The sequence below is a fragment of the Paenibacillus peoriae KCTC 3763 genome, from assembly GCF_000236805.1.
In the GTDB taxonomy this organism is placed as follows: Bacteria; Bacillota; Bacilli; order Paenibacillales; family Paenibacillaceae; genus Paenibacillus; species Paenibacillus peoriae.
On record NZ_AGFX01000011.1, the window covers coordinates 96,181 to 111,089 of the forward strand.

The window sequence follows — 14,909 nt, forward strand, 5'->3', positions numbered from 1 at the left end:
GCCTGAATCTGCGGGATGGATTTCGAAGATGAATTTCAGCAGACAACCCCTATGGGGTTCATGAATACAGAAACGTTATAGGAAATCAGCAAAAATAGATTCTGTCTAATTCGTGATTAAAATTAAAGGAGAATTTATCTTTATGAAACAGTGCTCTTATTGCGGTATGCAAGCTACAAGCTTTACAAAAGAACATATTATTCCTTCGGGTTTGTTAGAAATGTATCCAGATCAGGATGTAACTTTTAATACTACAACTACAAAAAGTAGAATGTATAAAGATAATCAAGGACAGTCCATTAAAGATGTATGTGCTAACTGTAATAATAATTTGCTTGGTAAATTGGATGCTTATGGAGTGAGATTGATTCGGCAATATTTCTTATCGAAATATGCTGAGAATTCAAGTATTAATATGGAATATGATTATCATCTTCTTCAACGATGGTTATTGAAAATAATTTATAATTCAATTCGAAGTGCTGGAATTGAAAGTAATTGGTTTAATGATGAAATTCAATATATTATTACAGACGATATCCAAGACAGGGTACCTCCAGTTTCGATATTTGGAGGCATTCATGTTGATATGACAGCTTTCGGTGAAGATAAGGCATTACTTACAAGCCCTATTAGTTCTTATAAGCCACTTTATGTTCTTCATTCTCCTTCAATATTAATCAATGGTATTCAATTTAATAGAAAACGTGGAAAATCCATTGCTCAGGATAAAATGAAAATTCGTCGTGCAGATCATATTATCACTATAAGATTTGGGTCTGCTATGTTTTTAGTTATTTTATGGAATAAAGAAATATTTCCGAGTGCAATTGAGAAGTTTAATGCTGAATTTGAAGCCAACTATCCATATACATTGATTAAGCCGGATCAAACTAATGTTGTCTTACAGAGGGCTATTGATAGCGTTAGCTGTTTGCAACCAGGAATAATTCAAAGTAAGAGGGCAATGATTGAAGCAGATGAAGATATTAGAATGGTACTAGGTGGAAGACACATATCTGAGACACAAGAAGAATGGAATAAGAGTTGGTCACAAGAAGATCAGGAAAAAGGTAGAGTTTTAATTGATAGCTTGCTTTTTCCTGATAACAAAAGTGCACAAAAAAAATACGAAGAGTATTTTGGTAGTGAAAAAGTTGAACAAAATAATTAAATGAATTTGAGAGATTAAGGTTGTAAGAGTATTTCAATGAAGTTGCCGACATCATATAACAGAGAATATTCACGCTGCGGACATTCGTCCTGGGTCCAGCATACGCTGGGTCGTGAATACAGGAACGTTATACGATAGAATCAAAAACAATAGGAAAGAGGATCATATGATCCTCTAGATATTAGAATTTTTCAATTCACTAAAGAGTTGTAGAGCGTCTTTGAAACCTTGTATGTAGATGCTTCTTTCTAAGATGGATTGGAGAGAAATTTGAGCATCTTCGTACAGAAAAACCGTATGTTGAAGTTGATCGGGTAACGCTTCGCGAAGTGTTCTAAAGTATCGATCCGTCTCCGAAGAAAGCTGATTGTACTCCGTATGGTACTCCAGAAGCTCAGCAAAGAGTAATTCTAAACGTATTCTTATAAGTGGCTCTGTCAATGATTCTAATGCATTAATCATATGTTGTTCCTCCTTTAATTAACTTCATAGAGTTATTATATAACCTTGAAGAGTTAATTACAAGGTGAATATTTGACTTTGTAGAGTTAAAACTTTGCTTTTCGTTGATGATTACTGATATGGGAGATAAGATAGAATTATGGAGGGGAAAAGATGACCGTAATCAAGTGCAATATAAGGGAACTCATGGCAGAACATCGAATAGATGATATAACAGAATTGATGGCGAAATCGGGATTGAGTCGGAATTCAATTAATAAGCTATATAGGGAAACGAATATAGAAACAACAAAGCTGGAAACTTTATTCAAGCTTTGCGATACATTTAACTGTAAATTATCTGATTTGATTGAATATCTACCTGGAGATCATCAATAGTGAGGGCAGATTCAAGAAGTGAATCCGTCGTATAACATAATATTCAAGCAGCGGCTCCTTACGGAGCCTTGGTCTGCGGATGGATTTGGGGGAGGAATTTCAGCAGACAACCCCTTCGGGGTTCATGAATACAGAAACGTTATCGGAAATCAGCAAAAAAGTAAAACTACGTTATATCATGCTTCTCAATGATCCTCAACTGATATAGAGAACTTTGATGAGTCCATATGGAATGAATGGAGGTTTATAAGTATGATAAGAGATTTATCGAGTAAATATTCTATTCAACATTGGGGTGAGTTTCGGCCCAAGATACCACAATACACTAAGTATTCACCAAATGTGATTCTTACAGCTCTTAAAATAGAAGATGTTTTTTCACAGATAAACAATGCGAGATTATCCTTATTTTTAACTTCGATTGATGACTACGGACCAAAGATTGTTTTAAAGTCTGACCATGGATTAAAGCGAATTAGGTCGAAATTTTTATTTGATTCACTTGCTTATTATAATTATGCCGTGGACTTGTCTTGGCAAACTCTTTTTCTTTTTTATGGGAGTGACTCCTATGAAATTCTCTTAAACAAAGAGAAATATTATAAAGCTTTGAGAGACTGCACTCAAGAAAACGTGAATTATTATTTGAGATTATCAGGGGATCATAAGTCTCATTTTGTTTTAAATAAGTTTTTTTCTGACTCTTTAACTCGTGAATTAAGAGAAGCTTACAATTATATAAAACATAGAGGAACTTTCGATGTGGACGAACAGATTAGCGTTCATAGATTTCCACTTGAAATTTTTGGACTAGAAATGAGAATGGCTACAAGAGAAGTTATAAACTTAGAAGATTGGCAAAGTAAACTCAGGAACTTTGACATAATGTTTTACAACTACTTTAACAGTATCATTTCCATAATGCCAAATGACTTTAAAAATGATACTGCCACTATAGGTGATATACTAAATTTTTTGGAGAAATTTAGTGATAATTTTGTTGGTATTAAAGAAATGGAAATTGAGAAAATGCATTTCTCAATACCTGGACTTGAATTATCAAAACCCAATGATTGAATAAACGGAGAATGATAGTTGCAGAGCTATTTCAAGTGTTTTGAAAAAGTGAATCGAACAGTACACCCGATTCTGTAATTATTACAAGTGACAGTCGACCCTTCAAGTTTTAAGATGCTGAAAAATTTTAAATAAAAAGAATTTATTAGAAAAAAGAAAGATCAAAGTGTAGAATTTGTTTTTTATAGGTTTTTTAATTATTTATTAAATTTATTGGAATTATAAATATAAAAATTTAAGGTCATTTCAATGAAGATACTGACATCCGATAACATAATATTCACGCGTCGGACATTCGTCCTCGGTCCAGCAGGAGCCGGACACCCAGCATACGCTGGGTCGTGAATACAGGAACGTTAGCTGAAATTCAAAAAAAGTATTGAAGGTGGACATCATGGAAGATGGAGTAAAGAAGAGAAATCCTGCTTGGACTAAGGACGAGTTGATTTTAGCTTTGAATCTCTATTTCAAACATAAACCTAGTGCAATAAATAAAAACCATCCTGAAGTGATAAAACTAAGTGAACAATTGAATGAACTTTCGGCCAATATACAAAAAGTTGATACTCAAAAGTTTAGAAATCCTAATGGTGTATACATGAAGTTATGTAACTTTCTAAGATATGATCCTACATATAAAGGTGTTGGATTAAAACAAGGTAGTAAACTTGAGAAGGTGGTTTGGGATACTTATTATAACAACAGAAAAGAGTTGGAGATTGTTTCAAAAATAATAATAGATAATATTCAGACTGATATTTTGTTAGCCGAGGAAGAGGATGAGTTCCCCGAAGGAAAAATCATATATCGTGTTCACAAATTAAGAGAACGAAATACTACAGAAATAAAAAAGCTAAAGGAACAAAGAGAGAAAGATGGGGAACTTTTTTGTGAAGTATGCGGATTTGACTTCTATAAGTGTTATGGCGAGATTGGAAAGGGCTATATAGAATGTCATCACGATGTACCTCTTTCATATTATGGAGATCAAATTAAAGGTACCAGATTTTCTGATTTAAAACTTATATGTTCGAATTGTCATAAAATTCTTCACAGAAGAAGACCTTGGATGAAAGTCAATGAATTACGAGAGCTACTCAGGAAGAGTTGAACTTCAGCTAACATAATATCCAAGCTGCGACTCCTAACGGAGCCTTGGTCCGCCAGATGGATTTCGAAGAGGAATTTCAGCAGACAACCCCTGCCGGGGTTCGTGAATATAACAACGTTATCTGAAATTCTCCAAGTAACACTAACATTAATCAAAAAAGGAGAAGAAAGAGAATGGAAATTGACTTAGTAAGACTATTAAATTCAATTGGAAAACGTGTGTTTGTAGAATACTATGAAGTGTTCTCAAATAATCAGATGTCAAACGATGAAAAAATCTCAAAATTGCCAGAGGAATATAAAATTAATGGTTCACGTACAAGAGTTAACTGTGCAAATAAAATATTTGAATCGGGGCTTGAAAAGGAAGCCTTAAATATAATTGTAAACTCTCGAACAGAGAAAAAAGCAATTGAGAAAGCAGAAACTTTATTAAAGAACATCTAAAACAGAAAATTATTTCGGCAATTTCAAGAAGTGGAGAACATTCAGATAACATAATATTCAAGCAGCGGCTCCTGATGGAGCCTAGGTCTGCGGGCAGGATATCGAAGAGGAATATCAGCAGACAACCCCTTTGGGGTTCATGAATACAGGAACGTTATAGGAAAGTGATGCAAGAAACTATTGAAAAAATGAGGAGAGAAATATGTTTGGATTATTCAAGAGGAAGAAGATTTCATTAGAAGATCAAATAAACACTTTTAATGAGCTCGGAATCTGTATAGGTAGTAATATTTCTATTGATTACTTATTAGAAAACTTCGATCGAGAAGAGTATGAACAGAATCCGTATTATACATTGTTAACAGTAATAGGTGAAGAATTAACTAACGCTAAAGATGAATTAGTTATAGCTTCTAATGATGTGTGGCATTTCGATATGGAATGTGTTGAGGACGAAGATATTTATACTGAACTTGCTAACAAAATGATAATGTTGTCTAAAGGGAAACTACCTTTACGAAATATAAAAAGTATTGTTGATCATGATAATGAAGAAGCTTGGATTTCCTTTGAACTTTTCAAGAAGGAATATAACTGGGAATTACATTATAATTATGATTGGTTCGATATTGGTTTAGTTAAGAAGTTCTCTGATTTGTGTAGTGAATTGCATTTAGAAGAACGATATATATTTCTGAACTTAGGACAAGATTGCATTATAAGTTTTTGCAATTTAGATCAATTTAAGAAGATAAATAAATTAATGAAGTTTAAGTTCAAATTTTTAGCATAATCGGGAAGGCTCCACCATCCTATAACAAAGTATTCACGCTGCGTCGCTTTTTGCTCCTGGGTCTGCCCGAGGTTAGGTCTAAGGAGTTTTTACAAGCAGACAACCCCAAGCGGGGTTCGTGAATACGACAACGTTATCAGAAATCAGTGCTAAGTGTTAGCCAAGAAGATATTCAATGGGAGGATCTACAATGAAGATTGATTTTGCGATTGAATCAGATTATGAGTATATCTCGTTAATAGACAAACACATACATAAGACACTAATAAGACCAAAAATAAAAGAAAATGAAATTCTAATAATTAGAGAATCCAATCAAGAAATAGGTTTGATGAGATACGGATTTTTTTGGGACAACAGACCATATATGAATATGATATGGATAGATGAGGAGTATAGAGGAACAGGTATTGGTAAAAAAGTTGTCCACTATTGGGAAGAATTGATGAAACAAAAAGGATTTGAAATGGTGATGACCTCAACACTTTCAAATGAAGGAGCTCAACATTTTTATAGAAAGCTTGGATATAGAGATGCTGGATGTTTAATGCTTGAGAATGAACCACTGGAAATAATACTGACAAAGGAGTTAACAAAAATTGACGTTGGGTAAAGCAAGGAAGGCACTGACATCTGATAACATAATATTCAAGCTGCGGCTCTTTTGGAGCCTAGGTCTGCGGGATGGATTTCGGAGGAGCGATTCAGCAGACAACCCCTTGCGGGGTTCATGAATACGGGAAAGTTAGATGAAACCAATACAAGATCTTAAGTAAGGAGTAGAGATATATAATGATTGAACATAATATCGAAACGATTAATAGATTGCTTCAACAGCACCATATAAATGATGAAATTGTAAGTTTTCAAAGACTATCAGGAACAACTTCTGGAATAGTTTTAAGATTAGAATCAAAGCATGGAATTAAGTACATTTTGAAGTCTGATACTCCAATCCAGATTGAATTAGTTGAACATTTGCTTCATACCTATACGCATTCAGTATTATTACCTAAAGTTCTTTTATCAGCCCAAGATAAGTCATATTTTGTTTATACATTCATTGATGGTATAACTCATTTTAATCGTGGTAAAAAAAGAAATTGGATGAGAATCCTAGTAAAAGAACTGCTCAACCAATATGTTGAACATCAGGGGGAAAATACATGGGGAAGAATAGAATTCCCACGAGAAACATGGAAGGAATTTAATGAAATTAGCATTGAAGAAGCAAGAATAAATCTGAAGAATGTATTATCGCCAGAAGACTATCAATACGTAAAATTAATGTCAAAAAAACTATTTAATGATGATTCAAAGCAAGGAAATAAGTATTTATTGCATGGGGATACAGGCGTTCATAATTTTGTTTTTAATGATTCAACTCTAATTGGTGTGATTGATCCGTCACCGATGATGGGGCCAATCATATATGATTTTTTATATGCATTTTGTTCTTCACCTGATGATATTAATACTGATACTTTGTTTGCCGCATCGGATTTACTTGAACAAGGTAATGTTGAGAGAGCCAGATTAATTGAGGAAACACTGATACATCTTTATTGTCGAATAGGACTTAGTGTACGGCATCATCCAAATGACTTAACTGAATATATACAGGCATGGGGATATTGGAAACAATTGTGTAAGCAAATCGATGAAGGCATTGGCATCATCTAACAAAATATTCACGCATCGGGCCATCCGGCCCTCGGTCCGGCAGAGGAATTTCGGGGAAGCGAGTCCAGCCAGACAACCCTGCACTGGCTAAGTCTGACGACCCGCGCTAGCGCGCTTAAGCCAGTGAGGGTTCGTGAATACAAAAACGTTATAAGAAATTGGCGCAAAAGGGAGGAATAAAATAATGGATACATATGCTCATTTCATATCAAGAAAAACAAAACAAGGGATTCAAATATTTCGTTATAATACAGAATTCCATTCTGTACGAGGATCAGGAAAAGCCATTGGTTTGGTTGTAATGATGAATCCAGGTGAAGCCAGACCTAAAGATGAAGATATATTTGAATTATTGCAAGAGAGTGAATATGAAACCTCTACCCCTGTTTTAACCAGACCCGATAACACGATGAAAAAAGTAATGGGATTGATAGAAAAGGCATACGAGCAAGATGAAATAACAATGCCTGAGAAATATACAATACACATTGAAAACATATTTAATATTCGGGAGAAAAACAGTGATCAGGCCAAGAAATATGCTAAAGGAATGACTGATTTACAAAATATTATGTTTAAGAAGAGAGAATATAAAGATGAATATCAGTTTGTATTTTTTGCTTGGGGTAAGTTGGATGTAGGGGAAATATACCAAGAAGAATTAAAAAAGAGGTTTCCTAATGCAATCATAGTGAACAAAAAGAATATGCAGGGTAAGATTACGGAGGTTGATTATCCTGTACATCCCCTATACATGAATACTGAATTTTTTTTAGAGAGTTCAAGAGGCAAGATAAAAAATGGAATATATTGTAAATAAATCAAAGGAAGGCGCTAACCGCTTATAACATAATATTCAAGCAGCGGCTCCTTAGGGAGCCTTGGTCTGCTGGATGGATTTCAGGGAGGCATTTCAGCAGACAACCCCTTCGGGGTTCATGAATACAGAAAACGTTATAGGAAATAAGTGCAAAAAAATTAAAAATAGAGAGAGGGAAATATAATGAAAGAATTTGAGGAAAGCATAAGTATGAATTGCAGTGTATGTGGCAATGATCAATTTTCAATCATTGATGATAGAATTAGTGACTTAAAGGATGCTTCAGATGAAACTAAAATAAAGTGCTCTGATTGTGGGAATGTCACAACAAAAGAACAACTTATTGAAGATAATAGTTATAAAATAAATGCCAATATTGAAGATTTTAAAGAAGATATAGCGAAACAAGTTATTAAGGATATAAGAAAATTTTTAAAATAATTGGAGGATTTATGGAACTGCTAGAACTATGGATTATTTTTAAAGAGATATTCAAGGATTTAGTGGTGTACGGCTTTCCAACTGTGGCCATAATTATATCAATACTTTCATATATCGATTCAAGGAAAGCTGAAAAAATTCAAAAAAGAATAATTGTACTTGAAGAAAAACTCAAACAGTATGATTTAGAAGAGAAGGAAAAAGCACGTGCTGAAGAGACTATGGCATGCGTAGAGGTTCGAATTGTTAATATTTCCAAATCTAAATATAAAATAAAGTTTTGGAACTCTGGTAAAGCAGTTGCTTACAAAGTGGATTTTGAAATTCCAGTTGAGGTCGAAGCAGTGGTATTTAAAGACAAAGTCCCGTATGAATTTCTTGAACCCGGAAAGAGTTTTGAAGAAAATATCGTAGTTCATATGGGTACGCCAAGAAAGTTTAAAGTTATTACGAAGTGGGAAGACATTCAGGGGGAAAGTCACTCAAAAGAGCAAATAGTAACAATTTAAAATATTTGTAGGTGGTTCAGTGAAGGCGATGACATCCTATAACAAAGTTTTCGCGCATCGTCGCTGACGCTCCTTGGTCCGGCGGAGGTTGTTGGCAGAGAAGTGAAAGCAGCCGGACAACCTCCTGTGGAGGTTCATGAACACAAGAACGTTATACGACAGAATCGAAAAAAATATAAGATTACTTACAAAATGAACGGAGTAACACAATGAAATTAACAATGTATAATTTACTTAAATGCGGTTTTTTTTCAGATAATCTGCCATCTAAGATATTCACAAGTATAGAGTTAGCAGATTTTATAAAAAGCCATCCAGCTACAGTAAGTTCAAACTTAACTAATTTAAAATCTAAAAAGATTGATTTCACCCCTTGTTTGTTTATTTCAAGTTATAAAAGTGATCTTGAAAGAAGAATCATAGCTCTTCCCCATATAGATTTGTATTCTATATTGTGTGAAAACATTGAAAAGCACAGATTAGTTATAGAAAATAAGTTTAAACAAAATGAACACTCATATTCCAATATTATTTTGCCAAATCAGGTAAAAGGATACAATGTTTTTTCTAGATTTATGAAAAATTATTATGATAGAACAATTTATTCTGCTGGTTATAAGTATCTTTTGAATATTGATCTAAGCAAATGCTATGAGAATATTTATACACATAGTTTAACTTGGGCCTTGTATGGTAAGGAAGATTCGAAAAACGAACTAAAAAAATCACCGAAACAAAGAGATACTAAGTATTTGGGCTATGATGAATTTGATAAATTAATCAGGTCTATAAATAACAATGAAACTAAGGGCATCCCGACAGGTCCTCTGAGTTCCCGAATAGTGTCGGAGATTATCTTGTCATCTATTGATGAAATATTGGATCAGGAAGGATATCATTTCAAACGTTATGTAGATGATTATAATTTTTATTTTCGTAATGAAAGCGAGATTAATGAGTTTATACCTCATTTTCAGAATATCCTGTATGATTATAAACTGCATATAAATACAGAAAAAACTGAAATTAATAAGTATCCATATCAACTGAATCAGGACTTTGTCAAAGTTTTAAGAGAACATGATTTCTCTAAAGATGGATATTTGAAATATATTGAAAAAATGATAGAACTACATCAGAATAATAACAAAGGAGTTTTAAAGTATGGACTAAAAATCTTGAGTAGCCATAATATTGCTAATAAAGAGAAAGGACTTGTTTTTTCTCATTTAGTGAATATAATTCTTACATTTCCTAACATGGCGGAATATGTACATAATATAATTCTAAAAAATAATTTTGCTTTTGATAAAAGTATACAACGTAATATAAATGATATATTGGAAAGTTGTCTTAAGTACAAGCATGAACTTGAAACTATATGGTTAATTGCGGTCATGTGCTCTCTCGATATGAATATTGAAATCAATAATCTTGTAAGTATTATCAATTATTCCGAGCCGCTCTCTACGATAATGGCTCTAGATTATATTGAAAAGAAAAAATTAAACAGAGAAAGTAAAATTCAGACTTGTATCAATGATTTGAAAAGAAGATTAAGTAATGAATCTATTTATGGGGATAAGTGGTTATTGATATACGAAATTAATAGAAACAATTGGATTAAAGGTTTGAAGCAGATACTAAATCAAAGTTTACTGTTGAAAGATGCCTTAAATAATGATGTGCGCTTTTACTTAAGTCCTATTAATTGAATAGATCTTATACACGACGTAAGCTCAGTATAGAGTAATTCTAAACGTACTTATAAGAGTCTCTTCTGATGATTTTAATGTATTAATCATATGTTGTTCCTCCACTGGTTAACTATATAGAGTTATTATATAACCCTGTATGGTTAATATTAGGGTGAATATTTGACTTGATAAAGTTAAAACTTCGCTTTTCGTTGATGATTGCTGGTATGAAAGATAAGATAGAATTATGGAGGGGAAAAGATGAACGTAATCAAGTGCAATATACGAGAACTCATGGCAGAACATCGAATAGATGACATAACAGAATTGATGGCGAAATCGGGCTTAAGTCGGAATTCAATCAACAAGCTGTATAGGGAAACGAATATAGAAACAACAAAATTGGAAACCTTATTCAAGCTATGCGATACATTTAACTGCAAATTGTCAGATTTAATTGAATATGTTCCTGAAGAAAACCAATAGTCAAGGCAGATTAGAGAAGCGAAGTACAGCGGTAGTAAAGGCGGAACTACTGGTTGTGGAACGAATACCAATGAACATTCTGATTATTGTGTAAACATTAGTGCTAAAAATGGTTGTAAGAACTAGAATAGTGAAAACATCAACTGTCCTTTGGAGAATCTTAGGGCAGTTAATGTTTTTTGAATAATTTTAGATTTGTTTTGTAAGATTTTAAAGTTCTCATGTGTTTAATAGCTTAGTAATAACAAGAGGATCTTACGACCCTCTCATACCAGAATTTTGAAATTCACTAAAGAGTTGCAGAGCATCTTTGAAACCTTGTATGTAGATACTTCGTTCTAGGATGGATTGAAGAGAAATTTGAGCGTCTTCGTAAAGAAAAACCGTATGTTGAAGTTGATCGGGTAAAGCTTCACGAAGCTTTTTAAAATATTGATCTGTCTCCGAAGAAAGCTGATTGTACTCCTTATGATACTCTAGAAGCTCAGTATAGAGTAATTCTAAACGTATTCTTATAAGTGGCTCTGCTAATGATTCTAATGTATTAATCATATGTTATTCCCCCTCTTGTTAACTCTACAAAGTTATTATATAACCTCATAGAGTTAAATGCAAGGTGAATATTTGACTTGATAGAGTTAAAACTTCGCTTTTCGTTGATGATTGCTGGTATGGAAGATAAGATAGAATTATGGAGGGGCAAAAGATGAACGTAATCAAGTGCAATATACGAGAACTCATGGCAGAATATCGAATAGATGATATAACAGAATTGATGGCTAAATCGGGATTGAGTCGGAATTCAATCAACAAGCTATATAGGGAAACGAATATAGAAACAACAAAGCTGGAAACCTTATTTAAGCTATGCGATACATTTAATTGCAAATTATCTGATTTGATCGAATATGTACCTGAAGAAAACCAATAGTGAAGGTAGATTCGAGAAGTGATACTGTCGTATAACATAATATTCAAGCTGCGTCTCCTTCGGAGCCTTGGTCTGCAAGGTGGATTTCTAAGAGGCAATTCAGCAGACAACCCCTTTGGGATTCATGAATATAGAAACGTTATAGGAAATAGCTAAAAATCTTATATAAAGGAATATGTGAATGATTAATCAATTCTCTAGAAGCCCTAAGCTCCGAGACATCCTAAATGTAATAGAGACAGTACCAACATAATACTCTGATGAAGAGATAATTCTGTATGTAGATAAATTCCTGCCAAGTTACAACTGTGAAGGAGCTGCTATAGGATATTTCTCTATTATTTCGCATCTTTGTTATTATAGACCCGATCTTGAAAGCCAATTAATGAAGATTGCATTAAAACCTTTATATTATCTAGGAATTGAACATCCGGATAGTGCTATTAAATGGATTAAAACCTATGTAAAAGAGAAAAATGATAATGATTATTATACATCAAAACAAGGAAGGACATGGATAACAAATCACTTGAAAGATAAACATGAATTAATTACAAGAATTTTTAAAGAGATAGATTTTGAGGATAATGCTGAAGATATTAGATGATTAAGTAAACGCATCATGTAGTGGCTACTTCCTATAACATAATATTCAAGCAGCGGCTCCGCTGGAGCCTTGGTCTGCGGTATGGATTTCGGGGAGGCATTTCAGCAGACAACCTCTGGCGAGGTCCATGAATACAAGAACGTTATCCAAAAGAGTCAAAAACTTATATCAGCACATACATTTTTTAAAAAAGGAGATGCTCAATGGAGATAATAAAGCAAGTATTAGGCTTAGAAGAGTATTCTAAGTATAAGAAACAAATCCCCTTTTTTATGGAGGGATTAACAAAAGAGTTATCACTTATTGTTCAATCTGATGATATAGGTAATCTTAATATGAATACAGAACAATTTGTAAAATATACAGAAATTAAATATTGGTTAGAAATAATTGAATATGATCTTACTTGTATTCAAAGTTGTTTAATTTATTTAATGTATGTGGATGCTCCAAAGAATAAAGAGAATGATTGTGTAGGATTGCTTGACTCGATAGACTATTTTTTCTTTTTTGATAGTGCATTGAATAAATTTTTTTCATTGGTTGAAAGAATATTACAACTTATTAATACTGTTTGGAATTTGGAACTTATAAAAGACAAGATAGGCAAAGAAAGCGTAACTCTTACTAATATTATAAAGAATTTAGAGACTAGAAATTTATCTTCTGTTAAAGAAAGTCTTATTAATATTGATCTAGAAACTAGATCACTCAGAAGAATAAGAAATGCAATTACGCATCACTATCATCCATTAAATTCACCGTTCTATACACAAAAAACCTCCCATCCAGATAAAACAATTTATTTAGATAAAGTTCTTCTTCCTAATAAAATTAAATCAAGTGTTTCCTCAATTAACGAACTTAAAGATATTTTCATTAAAATAAATACTTCAATTGAAAGAATAGTTACTAATATCAAAGAAGAATTTAAAATTGAATGTGTAGTAATAACTGAGAATATTGTTACTAACGTAAAGTATATGGTAATGGATTTTAAGAGTTTAAACAAAGAAGCCGACTCCATCGGATAACAACAGATTTACGCTGTGGGCATTCGCCCTTGGTTGGAAGTAGATAGATAGCGAAGAAGTAACTCACCAACACATTCATTTTCCTTAGATAAGAGCTATCTAAGGAAAATGAACATCGTGAATCCCAAAAACGTTAGCCGAAAGCCCTAAATAAATTTTAAAAAGGATGTTATCGAATGAAAATGAAGGAAATCCTTAATAAAAAATCCTCATGTAAGATCAGTAACATGCTTATGAGCAAACTTATATGGTACAAACATTATCAGCCCTTTTGTGATGAAATAATCGAAGAACAAGAAAAACCGCCATATTGGATTATTGAACTATCTGTTGTGAAGTTTCAGCCTACAGCGATTGAGATAGTAAATAAATACATACATTCTGAACCATTTATCGAGCTGGATTACGGATATATGGAAAATCAATATATAGCTTGTCTTTATCTGAAATATATTAGCAGAGAGATATCTTGGGCTAGTTTTCTTTTTTCATCAGGACAATATGCTGATAGTTACCAATCTGTTAAAGAGCATTGTGAATATTTTTATGGCTTACTTACTAAGTATGAAGACTCTGACTTTAATACCGACGTTGAGCAGAAACAAAAAAGGGAGATATATAATAAATTCAGTAATGAAATAGATGAAATAAATCCTATATATAAGTCCTTCAAGGAATACTACAATAAATATTTACACAGGAAAGAAATTAATACCGATTAGGAGGTAGTTCGAAGAAGAAGGGCCATCGGCTAACATAATATTCAAGCTGCGGCTCCAATGGAGCCTGGGTCTGCGGGAAGGATTCCGAAGAGGCATTTCAGCAGACAACTCTGACGGGTTCATGAATACAGAGACTATGATAGTAACTCAATGAAGGCACCTACCTCGTCTAACATCGCATTCAACGCATCGGACCGGGACAAGCCAGGCCCTTGGTACGGAAGGGCGTTTCAGGGGAGCGGAATCACCGGACACATTCAACCGGCTAAGTGGCAGAGCCACCCGGACCTTCGGTCCTTAAGTCATTGAACGTCGTGAATACAGGAACGTTATAGGAAATCAGCGCAAGAAATTAATTGTGGATTAAACTAACGGGCAGTTATGCTTAGTGAAAATGAGCAAAAGCAGCCCATCCTCTGACGAGGAACGAGCTGCTTATTACTTTTCTATCTCTTTTTCCATTTTGGAGTACATATTCCCTCAAAATTGAGGTTTTTACAGGTCTATCATTCAAGTGCTGAAAATTACAAATATGGTG

At 33.4% G+C, this 14,909-nt stretch carries 19 protein-coding genes; 17 read left to right on the plus strand and 2 right to left on the minus strand.

Annotated elements, in window-relative coordinates; all coding sequences use genetic code 11:
• The first annotated feature begins 142 nt into the window (after positions 1-142).
• The gene (locus KQI_RS0102815) at positions 143-1,174 is read left to right on the plus strand and encodes a hypothetical protein (protein WP_010345195.1); all 1,032 of its coding nucleotides are present in this window, start codon (positions 143-145) and stop codon (positions 1,172-1,174) included.
• A gap of 174 nt (positions 1,175-1,348) precedes the next feature.
• On the opposite strand, the gene KQI_RS0102820 is transcribed toward KQI_RS0102815, so the two are convergent.
• Complete coding sequence (locus KQI_RS0102820) at positions 1,349-1,636, minus strand: DUF6809 family protein (RefSeq protein WP_007431381.1); 288 nt, start codon at positions 1,634-1,636, stop codon at positions 1,349-1,351.
• Between the two features lie 153 nt (positions 1,637-1,789).
• Between KQI_RS0102820 and KQI_RS0102825 the strand changes: the two genes are divergently transcribed.
• The 12 genes from KQI_RS0102825 to KQI_RS0102890 all read left to right on the plus strand — a co-directional run bounded on the left by KQI_RS0102825 (position 1,790) and on the right by KQI_RS0102890 (position 11,077).
• Positions 1,790-2,014, plus strand: a complete 225-nt coding sequence (locus KQI_RS0102825) for a helix-turn-helix domain-containing protein (RefSeq protein ID WP_010345196.1) — start codon at positions 1,790-1,792, stop codon at positions 2,012-2,014.
• 252 nt (positions 2,015-2,266) lie between these two features.
• A complete protein-coding gene (locus tag KQI_RS0102835; RefSeq protein ID WP_010345197.1) occupies positions 2,267-3,091 on the plus strand; it encodes a hypothetical protein in 825 nt (274 codons plus the stop codon).
• Positions 3,092-3,485: 394 nt separating this feature from the next.
• Positions 3,486-4,202: an HNH endonuclease gene (locus KQI_RS0102840; RefSeq protein WP_010345198.1), complete on the plus strand. Its 717-nt coding sequence runs from the start codon at positions 3,486-3,488 to the stop codon at positions 4,200-4,202.
• Between the two features lie 173 nt (positions 4,203-4,375).
• Positions 4,376-4,648: a hypothetical protein gene (locus tag KQI_RS0102845; RefSeq protein WP_010345199.1), complete on the plus strand. Its 273-nt coding sequence runs from the start codon at positions 4,376-4,378 to the stop codon at positions 4,646-4,648.
• Between the two features lie 202 nt (positions 4,649-4,850).
• Positions 4,851-5,441, plus strand: a complete 591-nt coding sequence (locus KQI_RS0102850; RefSeq protein ID WP_010345200.1) for a hypothetical protein — start codon at positions 4,851-4,853, stop codon at positions 5,439-5,441.
• A 190-nt stretch (positions 5,442-5,631) separates the two neighbouring features.
• On the plus strand, positions 5,632-6,054 hold the full coding sequence (locus tag KQI_RS0102855) for a GNAT family N-acetyltransferase (RefSeq protein ID WP_010345201.1): 423 nt from the start codon (positions 5,632-5,634) through the stop codon (positions 6,052-6,054).
• A 179-nt stretch (positions 6,055-6,233) separates the two neighbouring features.
• Positions 6,234-7,124, plus strand: a complete 891-nt coding sequence (locus KQI_RS0102860) for a phosphotransferase (RefSeq protein WP_010345202.1) — start codon at positions 6,234-6,236, stop codon at positions 7,122-7,124.
• A 184-nt stretch (positions 7,125-7,308) separates the two neighbouring features.
• Positions 7,309-7,944, plus strand: coding sequence for a DUF1643 domain-containing protein (locus tag KQI_RS0102865; protein ID WP_010345203.1), 636 nt, complete (start codon positions 7,309-7,311; stop codon positions 7,942-7,944).
• Between the two features lie 183 nt (positions 7,945-8,127).
• Entirely contained in the window at positions 8,128-8,385 is a 258-nt protein-coding gene (locus tag KQI_RS0102875) for an ECs_2282 family putative zinc-binding protein (RefSeq protein ID WP_010345204.1), read from the plus strand.
• 11 nt (positions 8,386-8,396) lie between these two features.
• A complete protein-coding gene (locus KQI_RS0102880; RefSeq protein ID WP_010345206.1) occupies positions 8,397-8,894 on the plus strand; it encodes a hypothetical protein in 498 nt (165 codons plus the stop codon).
• 209 nt (positions 8,895-9,103) lie between these two features.
• Positions 9,104-10,609 carry an RNA-directed DNA polymerase gene (locus tag KQI_RS0102885; RefSeq protein WP_010345207.1) on the plus strand — a complete coding sequence of 502 codons (1,506 nt, stop codon included), beginning with the start codon at positions 9,104-9,106 and terminating at the stop codon, positions 10,607-10,609.
• 243 nt (positions 10,610-10,852) lie between these two features.
• Positions 10,853-11,077: a helix-turn-helix domain-containing protein gene (locus tag KQI_RS0102890; RefSeq protein ID WP_010345209.1), complete on the plus strand. Its 225-nt coding sequence runs from the start codon at positions 10,853-10,855 to the stop codon at positions 11,075-11,077.
• A gap of 255 nt (positions 11,078-11,332) precedes the next feature.
• On the opposite strand, the gene KQI_RS0102895 is transcribed toward KQI_RS0102890, so the two are convergent.
• Complete coding sequence (locus KQI_RS0102895; protein ID WP_010345210.1) at positions 11,333-11,629, minus strand: DUF6809 family protein; 297 nt, start codon at positions 11,627-11,629, stop codon at positions 11,333-11,335.
• Positions 11,630-11,783: 154 nt separating this feature from the next.
• On the opposite strand from KQI_RS0102895, the gene KQI_RS0102900 reads away from it, so the two are divergent.
• From KQI_RS0102900 to KQI_RS0102920, 4 genes are all read left to right on the plus strand, one after another.
• Positions 11,784-12,008: a helix-turn-helix domain-containing protein gene (locus KQI_RS0102900; protein ID WP_010345211.1), complete on the plus strand. Its 225-nt coding sequence runs from the start codon at positions 11,784-11,786 to the stop codon at positions 12,006-12,008.
• Between the two features lie 385 nt (positions 12,009-12,393).
• A complete protein-coding gene (locus KQI_RS0102905) occupies positions 12,394-12,615 on the plus strand; it encodes a hypothetical protein (protein ID WP_010345212.1) in 222 nt (73 codons plus the stop codon).
• 203 nt (positions 12,616-12,818) lie between these two features.
• Positions 12,819-13,649 carry a Cthe_2314 family HEPN domain-containing protein gene (locus KQI_RS0102915; RefSeq protein ID WP_010345213.1) on the plus strand — a complete coding sequence of 277 codons (831 nt, stop codon included), beginning with the start codon at positions 12,819-12,821 and terminating at the stop codon, positions 13,647-13,649.
• 176 nt (positions 13,650-13,825) lie between these two features.
• Positions 13,826-14,371, plus strand: a complete 546-nt coding sequence (locus KQI_RS0102920; protein ID WP_010345215.1) for a hypothetical protein — start codon at positions 13,826-13,828, stop codon at positions 14,369-14,371.
• Positions 14,372-14,909: the final 538 nt, after the last annotated feature.

Bases quoted from the DNA above. Each gene is read 5' to 3' on its own strand.
- KQI_RS0102815 (WP_010345195.1), top strand. From the start codon at position 143: ATGAAACAGTGCTCTTATTGCGGTATGCAAGCTACAAGCTTTACAAAA.
- KQI_RS0102820 (WP_007431381.1), bottom strand. From the start codon at position 1,636: ATGATTAATGCATTAGAATCATTGACAGAGCCACTTATAAGAATACGT.
- KQI_RS0102825 (WP_010345196.1), top strand. From the start codon at position 1,790: ATGACCGTAATCAAGTGCAATATAAGGGAACTCATGGCAGAACATCGA.
- KQI_RS0102835 (WP_010345197.1), top strand. From the start codon at position 2,267: ATGATAAGAGATTTATCGAGTAAATATTCTATTCAACATTGGGGTGAG.
- KQI_RS0102840 (WP_010345198.1), top strand. From the start codon at position 3,486: ATGGAAGATGGAGTAAAGAAGAGAAATCCTGCTTGGACTAAGGACGAG.
- KQI_RS0102845 (WP_010345199.1), top strand. From the start codon at position 4,376: ATGGAAATTGACTTAGTAAGACTATTAAATTCAATTGGAAAACGTGTG.
- KQI_RS0102850 (WP_010345200.1), top strand. From the start codon at position 4,851: ATGTTTGGATTATTCAAGAGGAAGAAGATTTCATTAGAAGATCAAATA.
- KQI_RS0102855 (WP_010345201.1), top strand. From the start codon at position 5,632: ATGAAGATTGATTTTGCGATTGAATCAGATTATGAGTATATCTCGTTA.
- KQI_RS0102860 (WP_010345202.1), top strand. From the start codon at position 6,234: ATGATTGAACATAATATCGAAACGATTAATAGATTGCTTCAACAGCAC.
- KQI_RS0102865 (WP_010345203.1), top strand. From the start codon at position 7,309: ATGGATACATATGCTCATTTCATATCAAGAAAAACAAAACAAGGGATT.
- KQI_RS0102875 (WP_010345204.1), top strand. From the start codon at position 8,128: ATGAAAGAATTTGAGGAAAGCATAAGTATGAATTGCAGTGTATGTGGC.
- KQI_RS0102880 (WP_010345206.1), top strand. From the start codon at position 8,397: ATGGAACTGCTAGAACTATGGATTATTTTTAAAGAGATATTCAAGGAT.
- KQI_RS0102885 (WP_010345207.1), top strand. From the start codon at position 9,104: ATGAAATTAACAATGTATAATTTACTTAAATGCGGTTTTTTTTCAGAT.
- KQI_RS0102890 (WP_010345209.1), top strand. From the start codon at position 10,853: ATGAACGTAATCAAGTGCAATATACGAGAACTCATGGCAGAACATCGA.
- KQI_RS0102895 (WP_010345210.1), bottom strand. From the start codon at position 11,629: ATGATTAATACATTAGAATCATTAGCAGAGCCACTTATAAGAATACGT.
- KQI_RS0102900 (WP_010345211.1), top strand. From the start codon at position 11,784: ATGAACGTAATCAAGTGCAATATACGAGAACTCATGGCAGAATATCGA.
- KQI_RS0102905 (WP_010345212.1), top strand. From the start codon at position 12,394: ATGAAGATTGCATTAAAACCTTTATATTATCTAGGAATTGAACATCCG.
- KQI_RS0102915 (WP_010345213.1), top strand. From the start codon at position 12,819: ATGGAGATAATAAAGCAAGTATTAGGCTTAGAAGAGTATTCTAAGTAT.
- KQI_RS0102920 (WP_010345215.1), top strand. From the start codon at position 13,826: ATGAAAATGAAGGAAATCCTTAATAAAAAATCCTCATGTAAGATCAGT.